Consider the following 12,029-nt stretch of genomic DNA (forward strand, 5'->3'; position numbering starts at 1 on the left):
GTTACTCGGGGTCCTCGTCCGGACCGCGCAACTCGGCGTCGGGCGCGTCGTCCGGCGAGCGGTACAGGTTGACGACGAGACCGACGACGAACGCCAGCAGACCAGTCGCGGCTATCCAGAGCACGTTCGGATGCTCGAAACCGAGGTGAAGCGGCGGGAACATACCGTGTTCTTCGGACTCGCCGAACCAAATGCGTTCGGACTTGGACCGAAGGCTGCTAGCTGGATTACCGTTTAGAGAGTCGGAGCTTATAACCCCGGACTTACTAACTCTATTAATGAGGGAGAAAATAATAAAGCGGGGTGAACAGACTGTTCGTACTATTCTACTGTTGCCACGGATTGTTGTGGGCTAGACTATTACTGATTTCGTGTTCTCCGCCCATGTGAACGTCCGGAATGAACGCAACGTCCGTGGTTGACGACGCGGAGGCGTTGTAGCTGTTGGCGACGACGCCGTTGATCTGCGGCGAGTAGCCCGCGTCCCAGTCGATGTATCCGTCTTTAGCACAGACCGTGTAGTTTCGACCGGTGTACAGTGAAAGGATAGCTGTCGCCGCGATGGCCGCCAGCGAACTGAGAATACCGCCGACGATGCCGGTTCCGAGGTAGTACACAACGAGGGCACCGATAGCCTCCGTAATAGTTGCTTTCCCGAGAACGTCGGCAGTCGCGCTCAGAGTGAAGGTGACACCGTTGTACTGGTGATTGTAGCCGTTGTCAGTCTTGCAATCGCCGATAGTACGGTCGATTTCCTTCGACTGTTCGACGACCGATACGCCTGCACCTTGGGTCGTCACGTCCTGCATTCCGACGTTCTGGGTCTGGACGCCCGACCACTCGACATCGACGGTCTTCGTGTCCGAGGCGGAAATCGACTCTATGTCAGCGGCACTACCAAGGGGAGTCTTGGTAACTTGGCCACCCTTCGATTCGTCGACTCGGTAGAGGCTGATTTTGTTCCTGCTCTCGACTGCGTAGAGACCGGACTGGTTGTCCTCGGCGAGTACCGAAAACTCAGGCACGTTCGCGTTGACCTTCGTTCCTTCTTGTTTCGATTCCTTCGCAAAAGCCGTCCCGGTGAAACAAGTGCCACCGATAGCGAGCCCAGCTGTTTTTAACATTGTACGTCTAGTTGGATTATCCTCTATCATGAAAGATTACTATCAAATAGAGAGGTAATAAATGTTCCTATAATATGTATTATATATGGGGGAAGAAATTTATTCCCTCAATCCGTATATGGCGATATGGCAGACCGAGATGTCGTCCTGTCGTTTCTCCTGAGCATCGGACTGATACTGTTCGGGAATTACTACGTATGGAGTACTTCTCAATCCCTCTCAGTACGTTACTTATTTGTAACGGCGGGCGTTCTCCTCGTCTCCATAGCCATCTGCTATCGACTAGGGTTTTACACGAAGCGCCCACAGTTTGCACCCATTACGCCAATCCCAGTACTCCTGATAATAGTGTTCGCAGACCTTGAAAGCGGTAACGAAGCCGTCGCATCAATCGTCGTCGGAAGCGGACTCGCCGGACTCCTCGCGCTATCGGTTCTGTATCTAAAGTGAGCCCTCCCGTTACAGCAAACTCTCGCCCGTCATCGCCTCGGGTTGCTCTAGACCGACGAGCGAGAGCATCGTCGGCGCGATGTCGCAGAGCGACCCGCCCCCGCGGACCCGTTTACCCCCGCTGTCGGCCTCGGGGGACAGGTAGACGAACGGGACCAGATTGTAGGTGTGGGCGGTGTGAGGGTCCTCCGGGGTGCCCATGTCGTCTGCGTTGCCGTGGTCGGCGGTCACGAGGACGTGGCCGCCCGCGGCCGTGACCGCCTCGCCCAGTCGGCCGAGTTGCGCGTCCACGGCCTCGACCGCTTCGACCGCGGCGTCGAAGTCCCCCGTGTGGCCCACCATGTCGGGGTTCGCGTAGTTGAGGACCAGCACGTCCGGGTCGTCGCTCTCGACGGTGTCGATGGCGGTGTCCGTGACCTCCGCGGCGCTCATCTCGGGTCGCTGGTCGTAGGTCGGCACGTCGGGCGACTCCACGATTTTCCGGACCTCGCCGTCGAACTCGACTTCCCGGCCGCCGTTCAGGAAGTAGGTCACGTGGGCGTACTTCTCGGACTCTGCGATGCGCAGTTGCGTGAGACCGTTCGCCGCGAGGACTTCGCCGAGCGTGTCCTCCGGTTGGTGAGGCGGGAAGGCGACCGGGAGGTCGAACTCCGCGTCGTACTGGGTCATCGTCGCCAGCAGAACCTCGGGCGGCGAGGTGTCGAACTCCCAGACGGGGTCGATGTCGGCGACCATGCGGGTCAACTGGCGCGCGCGGTCCGACCGGAAGTTGAAGAAGACGGCGGCGTCGCCGTCTGCCATCGCGGGGCCGCCCTCCACGAGGGTCGGTTCCACGAACTCGTCGGTCGTGTCTCGCTCGTAGCTCTCCTCGACCGCCTCGACCGCCGACGCGGCCGAGTGCTCGGCTTCTCGGTTCACGATGGCGTCGTACGCGCGCCGGGTGCGCTCCCAGTTCTGGTCGCGGTCCATCGCGTAGTAGCGCCCGGAGACGGTCGCCACGTCGCCGGTCCCCTCCCGGTCGATTACCTCCTGCAGTTCGCCGAGGAACTCTGCCCCGCTCTCGGGCGGGGTGTCCCGGCCGTCGGTGAACGCGTGCGTGACCGCGTCGACTCCTCGCTCGGCGGCCAACTCGATGAGGGCGTAGAGGTGCTTCTGGTCGGAGTGGACGCCGCCCTCGCTCACGAGGCCCATGAAGTGGACCGTGCCGTCGTTGTCCCGCGCGTACTCGAACGCCGACGCGATGGCGTCGTTCTCGCCCAGTTCGCCGTTCTCGATTGCGTCGGAGATGCGGGTGTACTCCTGTTTTACCACCCGGCCCGCGCCGATGTTGAGGTGGCCGACCTCGCTGTTGCCCATCTGGCCCTCGGGCAGGCCGACCCGTCGCCCGGTCACGTCGAGGGTGCCGTACGCGCCCGACTCGGCGTACCGGTCGAAGTTCGGCGTGTCGGCGGCTTCGATGGCGTTCCGTCCACCGTCTTCGCTTCCGAGTCCCCACCCGTCGAGAACGATGAGCGCGGCTTTCATGCGCGAAGGCAGGGCGTCGCGTCCTAACTACTCTTCGGCTTCGGCGGACGCCGAACCGAGTCGGGGTTCCCCGGACCGCCGGCGAATCGATGCCGCGAACGAAGCGGGTGGTCGAACCCAATCCTTTTCGTGAGGAGGCGAGAACCAACGCCCCATGACCCTCGACCCGGTGCACTTCGACGGCATCGCGGGGTTGGCCGACCGCATCGACTACGACGCCGAGGACCAGGACCACCGGGACTCCGCCGAGGCGGTCTGGGAGAACTTCCTCGACCCGCTCCGCGGCGAGAACGCCGAACCGATTCTCGAACCGCTCGACGAGCAGACGCGCCGCCGGGCGAACTGCGAGGACATCGCGCTCGAAGACCCGCCGTTCCCGACGACCCACGGACTCGACGCCGGGACGCTCAACCCGCGACCGTTCAAGAACGGACTGGTCCTCGACGTGGCCCACGCCGCGATGAGCGCCACACCGTCGGACCTCGACCTCCACGACTGCCGGACCGTGGTGAAGGCGCTCCACTCCAACGACACCTCGAAGAAGTTCGGCACCGAGTGGGAGGAGTACGACGACGGGAGCAAGCGCAGAATCGTCCACACTCACCTCCCGCAGAACCAGTACGAGGAGGACGTGGTCCACGCGCTGGCGCTCTACCTCGCCGAGAGCAGTCACGCGCTCGAACACGCCGAGCGCGTCACCGACTTCCTCCTGCTCGACGGTCCGATATACCCGAAGGGCGTCCTCCGGTGGTACTCCCGGAGTTCGGTCCTGACCGACCTGTTCGAGGACTCGGACCACGTCGCCCGAATCCTCGACAACTACGTCGAACTGGTCGAGACGTTCACCGAGCGCGGGGTCCCGTTCGCGGGGTTCGTCAAGAACGTCTCGGCGAAGTCGGTCGTCCGGACGCTCAAGCGCGAGACCGACTTCGGACCCGTGCCGTGGGCCCACGACGCGGGCCTGTTCGCCCAGATTCTCGAACGCAGGGAACTCGTAGACGGCGAGTTCGAGCGCCTGACCGACGACCTGACCCTGACGAACTGGTTCGAGTCGCGCGCTGGCCTCGACGGTTTCTTCGACGACGAACCCAACCGCCACCTCGACCGGAGCCTCGACCCCGAGCAGTACAAGGTCACGTTCTGTCTCGTCTACGACCCGCGCCGCGACCTCGTGTTCAAAATCGAGGCTCCGAAGGCGTTCACCGAGGACGCCGACGCACGCGGGCGAATCGAGCGGCAGATTCTTCAGGAGGTCGCGCTCCAGCGCGGCCCGCCGCGGGCCATCTCGAAGGCCGACGACCTCGCGGCCATCGACCGCGGCAGCGTCGGGTCGCTCGTCAAGTCGTTCGAGAACTCGCTCGACACCGAACTCGACGAGAACTACAACGCGGTCCGGTGGGGACGCGATTACTAACCGCGACCCTTTTCGTAGAGGGGTTTCCTCGCGCCTGTGGCGCTTCGGGAACCCCTCTCTGCTCACGGCTCCGCCGTTCGCACGGTACGAGGGACTCTTTCCCTCGCTACTCCAAAAACGTCGATGAAAAAGGCCGACTGCGAGGCTGGAAGCCGAGCAGTCGGGGAAACGCCTCGCTTCGCTCGGCGTAGAGGGCGATAGCGTAATCTACGGGCAGCGACACACCGCGCTGTTCCATGAAGCGAAGATAGCCGGAAAGAGGTAACCAGCCGCGGAAATCAGATTACTGCGGTTCGGCCGTCTCGACGTCCTGCTTCTCGATAGTGACCTCTACGTCGTCGGCCTCGATGCCGATGCGCGCGAACTGCGTCCGGATGTGGTCCTCGGCGGCCGCTGTCGCCTGGTCGCGGGTGTCGAACCCGCGGGGCATCGGCGACTCGAACGCGACGTTGACCTCCTCGCCGTCGACCTTCTGGACCGTCCCGCCGCTCTCGACCTGATAGAACTCGTCGCAGACCCAGACGTAGGGCGCGTCCTCGTCGGGCGCGCCCTTGAACCGCGGCGCGCGCTCCCCCCGCTCGTACAGCGTACCGGTCAGGGTGGTTCCCCCCGCTTCGCCACGGATGAGTAGCATGACTCCGAGTACGTCTCGTGGAGGTAAAAGCGACCCGTTCGCGGGAAGTATTCTCACTCACGGCGGTCGAGCGCCGCCCGGCGCGGCGCGACGACCGTTCGACCGCCGGCGTCGCGAGCGAGTCCGGTTGCGCGCCGGAGGGAAACCGGTTTGTCTCATGCGCTCATTGCCGAGGAACGATGACCGACCTCGGCGACTTCAGCAGGTCCAGCGGAGACGACGACGCGGACGCCTCCGAGTCGAACCCCTCCGAGACCGGCGAGTTCGACGCAGACGCTCCCGAACCCGGGAGCGCGGGGACCGGCGCGTCCGACGACCCCGGCCCCGACGGTGCGGGCGACCTCGACAGCGCGGGCGACCCCGACGTGGGCGACTTCGAGACCGCGTCGAGTTCCGCCGCGCGCGACGACGACCGGTTCGACCCCATGACTACCGACCCGCAGGGCACCGACACGGGCATCGGGACCCTCTCGGCGGCGGAAGGACTGCGCATCGGCGAGGACGAGGACGAGACCCACCTGCAGGCGTACGTCACCGCCGACAACCGCGAGGACGTGCGGGTCGGCAAGTACCTGCTCGTCCCCTATCCCGACGGCGAGAAACTGTTCGCGCGGGTCGCCGCGCTGGAGTACCGACAGGAGTACCGGGTGGACGACGCGACCGAGATTCACTCGAAGCGCGCGATGCGCCGCGAGGACATCGAGGAGACCGACTACAAACTGATGGCGGACTTAGAGCCGGTCGCAGTTCTCTACGAGGACGGAGAGGGCGAGGCGGACGGGGCCGAACTCAAGCGCCGCATGACCGACCGGGTGCCCAAGCCCAAGTCGGTCGTCCGCGAGGCCAGCGACAAGCCCGAAATCAAGACCGGCCTCAAGATGCCCGAGGACGGCGTGTTCCTCGGTCACCTCTCGGTCGGCGGCGAGAAGGTCCGGACCGCCGCGGAACCGCCGACCATCGACTACCGACTCAAGGACGACTACGACGGCGGCGACCCGCTGGTCTTCCGGCACACGCTGGTCGCGGGCGGCACCGGGTCCGGGAAGACCCACGGCGCGAAGAACGTCCTCCGGCAGTTCCTCGCCGACGAGCGCCGCTACGAGATGGAGGACGGCGCGTCCCGGCGGGCCGCGGTCGTCCAGTTCGACCCGCAGGACGAGTACGCCCAGATGCACGACGACAACCCCGACGTGACCGCCGCGGACCGCCGCCGGTGGGAGGCCGAGAACGTCGCCCACGGCGGTCACGACGACACCGTCGCCTTCGTGCCGAAGGTCGGCGACAGCACCTACGCCGCCGACCACCACCGGGCCGAGCAGGTCGAGTTCACCATCCCGTTCTCGATGGTTCGCTCGCGGCCGTGGCTGGTCGCGGGCGCGAGCCTCAACGACAACCAGTACAACGCGCTCAGAATGCTCATCAAGCGGTTCTTCGACCAGTTCGGCGACTCGGGGACCTACCGCGAGTTCGTGGACTACATCGACGACCCCGCGCTCCGCGAGGAACTGGACGAGTCCGGTCGGGTCCACGAGGCCACCTACGACGCGGTCAAGCGCCGCGTCATCGGGTCGGCGTTCGCCGACGTCTTCGACCAAGACGCCCGGCCCATCACCGACCAGATACAGTCGTTCGTCAAGCCCGGCCAACTGACCGTGGTGCCGACCTACCACGTCAACGACTCGCGGGCGACGGAGGTCGTCGTGCTGGCGCTCGCCAGCCTGCTCGTGGACGAGAAACTGTCGAACGCGCCCCAGTACCGGCGCGTGAAGGAGACGCCGCTCGTCGTCGGGATGGACGAGGCCCACAACTTCCTGACCGACGCCGACAGCGTGCAGGCCCGGAAGGTCATCGGGAAGTTCACCGAGGCCGCGAAGCAGGGCCGCAAGGAGCGACTCGGCCTGTTCCTCATCACGCAGGACCCCCAAGACATCCACGAGGCCGTCTTCAAGCAGATAAACACCACCGTCGTCCTGAATCTGGGCGACGAGGACGCCATCAAGAGCGTCAACATCCCCTCGAAACTGGAGGGGAAGGTGCCCTACATGGAGAAGGGTCAGATGGTCGTCTACTCGCCGGACAACTCCGAACCGGTCGAGATTATCGGCCTCTCGAAGTGCGTGACCAAGCACGGCCGGGACTGAATCCCGCCGCCCCGTGCGAACCGGTCGTCGCGGCCGCGAGGCGGCGCGTTCGGCGTACCTTTTTACCGGTCGGCTCTCACGTACCGACCGAGATGGACGTCTCCCCGACGTGGCTGGCGCTCGGTCCGCTCGCGGCGTTCGCCATGTCGCTGTACTTCCTGCGGCACCTCTGGCGCTATCGGGACGAACCCGGCGGCTGGCTGTTCATCGCCACTATCGTCTGCGAGGCCGTCTGGACCGGTTGCTACGGACTCGCGCTGATGGTCTTCGACCCGACGCTCCGGTGGCTGCTCGAGATACCCATCTGGTTCGCGAAGAGCTTCATCCTGGTCTTTTTCCTCGGGTTCGTCCTCCAGTACACCGGGCGGGGCGAACTCGTCCGGTCGAAGTGGATGGGTCTGGTCGCGGCGATTCAGGCCGTGTCGGTCCTGCTGGTCGCGACGAACCCGCTCCACCACGTCGCGTGGAGCAACTACCACATCGACCCGGTGTTCGGCGCGGCCACGGTCAGTTACACCCACCAGCCGTGGCTGTTCGTGACCATGCTCGTCTTCTACTTCCTCGGCGGGGGCGCGATGGTCCTGCTCGTCGAGGCGTTCGTCAGTTACGGCGAACTCTACCGGGGCCAGACCGTCGCCGTCGCGCTGTCGCTCGTCGCGCCGTTCGTGGCGAATCTGGCGTGGCTGTTCGAGTTGGGTCCCGCGCAAGGCCTGAATCTCACGACGACGGCGCTGGCGATACACCTCGGGTTCGACTACTACGCGTTCTTCCGTCGGAACATGTTCGAGCAGACGCCCGCGGCCCGCCGAATCGGCGAGCGCGCCGCCATCTCCGACCTCGGCGCGCCGGTCGTCATCGTCGACAGCAGGCGCCGACTCCTCGACGCCAACGGGGAGGCCGAGCGCGTGTTCGCCGTCGACGCGACCGCCAACGCGGGCGACCCCCTCCACGGCCTCGTGGACGCGGACGTCGACGTGTCGGCGAGCGAGCAGTCCACGACCGTCCGCATCGAGGGCGAACGCCGCGAGTACAGCGTCACCAGTTCGGCGGTGTCGGACTCCAGCGGAACCCACGTCGGCCACACGCTCGTCTTTCAGGACGTGACCGCCGACAGGCGCCGCGAACAGCGACTCCAAGTTCTCAACCGCGTCCTGCGGCACAACCTCCGCAACGACCTGACCACGGTGACGGGCTACGCCGAGTTGATCGGCGAGCGCACCGACGACCCCGCCGTCGAGCGCCACGCCGAGACCGTGCGGCGGAACGGCCGCAAACTGGCCGAACTCGGCGAGAAGGCCCGCGAGTTCGAGCAGGTGATGGACGGCGACCGGGACTCCCGACGGGCCGAACTGGCAGCGCTCGTCGCCGACGTCGCCGACGACGTGCGGGAGCGCTCTTCCGCGGGGCGATTCGAGGTGGCGGTCCCCGACGGACTCGAACTGGAGACGGACCCGGCTATCGTCCGACTCCTGCTCTCGAACCTCGTGGAGAACGCGCTCGAACACGGGTCCGACGACCCCCGCGTCGAAGTCGCGCTAGTCGACGGGAGCGCGGCGGCCGACGGGACGGGCGGCGACACGCGGTCGGCGGTCCTCGAAGTGCGCGACGACGGGCCGGGAATCCCCGACCACGAAATCGCGGTCCTGACCGAGGGCGGCGAGAACGCGCTCGAACACGGGAGTGGACTCGGCCTCTGGGTGGTGCAGTGGTGTGCGAGCGCGCTCGGCGGCGACGTCTCCTTCGAGCGCGACGACGGCACCACGGTCTCGGTCCGACTGCCGGGAGTGGTAGACGAAGAGACATCTCTACCGACCTGAAAGCTTAACCCCGTTCCCCGCCAACGGTCTGTCATGACCAAGCGGATTCTCGTCCCCGTCGACGGGTCGTCCCAGTCCGACGACGCGCTCGAATACGCGCTCGAAGAGTTCGCCGACGACGACATCACGCTGCTGCACGTCATCGACCCCATCGACGCGGGGTACAGCGCGCCGGTCGGCATCCCCGGCGGGTCCGAGGAGTGGTACGAGGAGGCCAAGGCGGACAGCGAGGCGATGTTCGATGAGGCCCGAGCGGTCGCCGACGAGTACGGCGTCACCCTCGACTCGGCCACCGAGATGGGCCGTCCGTCCCAGACCATCGTGGAGTACGCCGAAGACGAGGGCTTCGACCAAATCGTGATGGGGAGCCACGGCCGGTCGGGCGTCTCGCGAATCCTGCTCGGGAGCGTCGCCGAGACGGTGGTCCGGCGCGCCTCGATGCCGGTGACGGTGGTGCGCTGAGTCGGCGAACAGTCGAGCGCGGGCTCGTCTTTCCACGTCGAGTTTCAGCAGTCGTACCGCGAGCGAACGCAGTGAGCGAGCGGCCTTTTTTGGTGCAGATTTTTTCGAGGAGCGGTGCCCACAGCGAGCGACCGGAGGGAGCGAGCGAGGACACCCGACGAGGAAAAAAGTGCTAGAAGATGTTCGCCTGCCGGTAGACGCTAATACCCTCGTTCGTGATGGAGTAGGGCTTGATTTCCCGGGAGTGGTTCGCGTCCCGAATCTTCTGAATCTCGACCGCGAGTCGGGTCTCGCGGAAGTCGTCGGAACTCCGGATGTACCGCAGGACGAACACCGCGTCCACGAGGTACTCGATGATGCCGTGTCGGGAGGCGTAGGCGGTGTCCTCGCTGGCCTCGCTGGTGAGCATCGTCGTGACCCCGGCCTCCTTCAGGCTCTTGGTGAAGTCGTAGATTTCGTTGCGGCGGGTGGCCTGCTCGTCGTACATCATCTCCAGTAGAGAGACCGAGTCCAGCACGAGGCGGGTCGCGCCGAAGTCCTCTATCAGTCGCGGCAGGTCGTTGCGGATGGAGGTGAGACTGTTCGCCATCTCGATGGGGTCCAAGTCGATGACCGCGAGGCTCCCCTCTCGCTCGTACTCGTCGAAGTCCCACCCTTTCTCGGTCGCGGTGTTGACGATGCGGTCGTGGCTCTCTTCGAGCGTGATGAACACCGCGTTCTCGCCGCGTTCGAGCGCCTCGTGGAGGAACTGGAGTCCGAACGTCGTCTTCCCGGTCCCGGCGGACCCGATGGTCGTGACGAGCGAGCGCTCGGGGACTCCGCCCTGAATCATGTTGTCGAGGCCCTCGATTCCGAGGTCGATTCGGGGGATGTCGGACTCGAACTCCTCGTCGTCGAACGCCTCGTCCTCGAAGGGTTCGCCCCCGCCGAACCCGCCGTCGAAGTCGTCGCCGCCCATACCGAACTCGCCGCCCCCGCCGCCAAAGCCCCCGTCGTCGCTACCGGCCGCCTCGCCGCCGAAGCCACTGCCGAAGTCGTCGCCGTCTGGGCCGCCTCCGGCGCCGGGCGCGCTCTCGAACGCGCTGGCGAAGTCCTCCTCGAAGAGGTCCTCGTCGTCCCCGCCGTCGTAGGGGTCGGCGTCCGCGAATCCGCCGGCGGCGGACTCGCTCGCGGACGACTCCGGTTCGGAAGACTCGCCCGCCGACGAGTGTGAGTCGGAAGATTCGCTCACGGACGACAGGTCCTCGGACGGTTCCGCGAGCGACCCGGCCGCGTCGGCGTCGGCCGCATCCGCGTCGGTCTCGGTGGCGTCGTCCGCGTCGGCGTCGAAGTCCGGCGCGTCCGCGAACCCGCCGGTGGAGGCGTTCTCGGCGTCGTCGGTTACGGAGTCGCCGTCCGCCGAGTCGTCGGTTTCGCCATCGCGGACTCCGCGCTCGTCGGCGTCTTCCTCGGTCTCCTCCTCGCGGAGCGCGCGCTCGAACCAGTCGTCGTCTTCGGTCACGGGAGCCACCTCCTCGTCGGTCGAGCGCGATGCACGTCCGGCACCTCGGACCGACCGCATTTCAATGTTTCTCGCCGACGCGTCGGCGGACTTTTCAGGACCGGGCGAGAACTACCGACGATGAGAGTCGGCATCGTCGCGCAGAAGGGCAACTCGCGGGCCGCCGTGCTGGCCGACCAGATACGCGAAACCCTGCCGGACGAGGTGTCGGTCCGATTGGACGACGCGACCGCAGAGCGGTTGGACCTCGAGGGCCGCCCCGTCGACGAGATGGACGACTGCGACCTCGTGGTGTCCATCGGCGGCGACGGCACCTTCCTCTTCGCGGCCCGCGGCGCGGGACCGACGCCGATTCTGGGCGTCAACCTCGGCGAGGTCGGGTTCCTGAACGGCGTCGCGCCCGACGACGCGGTCGAGACGGTCGAGGCGGTCGTCGCCGGATACCGCGAGACCGACACGATTCCTTCGCGGGACGTGCCCCGCCTCCGGGCCGAGGGCGACGGCGAGTGGTCGGTTCACCCCGCGCTGAACGAAATCGTCGTGCAGGGACCACAGCGGGGCCACGGCGAGGGCCTCGACTACGAGGTCCGGGTGGACGACCGCACCTTCACCGCCGGCCGCGGCGACGGCGTGCTGGTCTCGACCCCGACCGGAAGCACCGCGTACAACCTGAGCGAGGGCGGTCCGCTCGTCCACCCCGACGCCGACGCGCTCGTCGTCACGGAGATGTGCGCCGCCGAGTCGATGCCGCCGCTGGTCGTGCCGGGCGACGCTGCGGTCGAGATTCGGGCGACGGGCGCGGAGTTCGGCTACGTGAGTTCCGACAGCACCCGCAAGCGGTTCGAGATGCCCGAGTCGGTCCGGGTCCGCGCCGACCCGGAACCGACCCGCATCGCCGAACCCTCCAGCGACTTCTTCGAGGCCCTCGGGAAACTCGACTGAGAGGGTCGGACGACCGACCC

Annotated in this window: 11 protein-coding genes; 6 read left to right on the forward strand and 5 right to left on the reverse strand. The window is 66.0% G+C overall.

Annotation, left to right across the window (positions count from 1 at the left end; all coding sequences use genetic code 11):
- Position 1: 1 nt before the first annotated feature.
- Together M0R89_RS02500 and M0R89_RS02505 are read right to left on the reverse strand one after the other, a co-directional pair.
- Complete coding sequence (locus M0R89_RS02500; RefSeq protein WP_248650988.1) at positions 2–163, reverse strand: hypothetical protein; 162 nt, start codon at positions 161–163, stop codon at positions 2–4.
- A 163-nt stretch (positions 164–326) separates the two neighbouring features.
- A complete protein-coding gene (locus tag M0R89_RS02505; protein WP_248650989.1) occupies positions 327–1,154 on the reverse strand; it encodes a hypothetical protein in 828 nt (275 codons plus the stop codon).
- 96 nt (positions 1,155–1,250) lie between these two features.
- Between M0R89_RS02505 and M0R89_RS02510 the strand changes: the two genes are divergently transcribed.
- Positions 1,251–1,574 carry a hypothetical protein gene (locus tag M0R89_RS02510; RefSeq protein WP_248650990.1) on the forward strand — a complete coding sequence of 108 codons (324 nt, stop codon included), beginning with the start codon at positions 1,251–1,253 and terminating at the stop codon, positions 1,572–1,574.
- A gap of 9 nt (positions 1,575–1,583) precedes the next feature.
- On the opposite strand, the gene gpmI is transcribed toward M0R89_RS02510, so the two are convergent.
- Complete coding sequence (gpmI, locus tag M0R89_RS02515) at positions 1,584–3,098, reverse strand: 2,3-bisphosphoglycerate-independent phosphoglycerate mutase (RefSeq protein WP_248650991.1); 1,515 nt, start codon at positions 3,096–3,098, stop codon at positions 1,584–1,586.
- A gap of 154 nt (positions 3,099–3,252) precedes the next feature.
- On the opposite strand from gpmI, the gene M0R89_RS02520 reads away from it, so the two are divergent.
- On the forward strand, positions 3,253–4,512 hold the full coding sequence (locus tag M0R89_RS02520) for a DNA double-strand break repair nuclease NurA (RefSeq protein ID WP_248650992.1): 1,260 nt from the start codon (positions 3,253–3,255) through the stop codon (positions 4,510–4,512).
- 283 nt (positions 4,513–4,795) lie between these two features.
- Here the strand turns inward: M0R89_RS02520 and M0R89_RS02525 are convergent, their stop codons facing one another.
- Positions 4,796–5,146: a DUF7113 family protein gene (locus M0R89_RS02525; protein WP_248650993.1), complete on the reverse strand. Its 351-nt coding sequence runs from the start codon at positions 5,144–5,146 to the stop codon at positions 4,796–4,798.
- A gap of 179 nt (positions 5,147–5,325) precedes the next feature.
- Here M0R89_RS02525 and M0R89_RS02530 point away from each other — a divergent pair, with 179 nt between their 5' ends.
- From M0R89_RS02530 to M0R89_RS02540, 3 genes are all read left to right on the forward strand, one after another.
- Positions 5,326–7,287 carry an ATP-binding protein gene (locus tag M0R89_RS02530; RefSeq protein WP_248650994.1) on the forward strand — a complete coding sequence of 654 codons (1,962 nt, stop codon included), beginning with the start codon at positions 5,326–5,328 and terminating at the stop codon, positions 7,285–7,287.
- 92 nt (positions 7,288–7,379) lie between these two features.
- Positions 7,380–9,104 carry a sensor histidine kinase gene (locus M0R89_RS02535; protein WP_248650995.1) on the forward strand — a complete coding sequence of 575 codons (1,725 nt, stop codon included), beginning with the start codon at positions 7,380–7,382 and terminating at the stop codon, positions 9,102–9,104.
- Between the two features lie 33 nt (positions 9,105–9,137).
- Positions 9,138–9,566, forward strand: a complete 429-nt coding sequence (locus tag M0R89_RS02540; RefSeq protein ID WP_248650996.1) for a universal stress protein — start codon at positions 9,138–9,140, stop codon at positions 9,564–9,566.
- A 172-nt stretch (positions 9,567–9,738) separates the two neighbouring features.
- On the opposite strand, the gene M0R89_RS02545 is transcribed toward M0R89_RS02540, so the two are convergent.
- Positions 9,739–11,067, reverse strand: coding sequence for a KaiC domain-containing protein (locus M0R89_RS02545; RefSeq protein ID WP_248650997.1), 1,329 nt, complete (start codon positions 11,065–11,067; stop codon positions 9,739–9,741).
- Positions 11,068–11,187: 120 nt separating this feature from the next.
- Here M0R89_RS02545 and M0R89_RS02550 point away from each other — a divergent pair, with 120 nt between their 5' ends.
- Positions 11,188–12,009, forward strand: a complete 822-nt coding sequence (locus M0R89_RS02550) for an NAD(+)/NADH kinase (protein ID WP_248650998.1) — start codon at positions 11,188–11,190, stop codon at positions 12,007–12,009.
- Positions 12,010–12,029 lie beyond the last annotated feature (20 nt).

The sequence above is a fragment of the Halorussus limi genome (genome assembly GCF_023238205.1).
Lineage (GTDB): Archaea > Halobacteriota > Halobacteria > Halobacteriales > Haladaptataceae > Halorussus > Halorussus limi.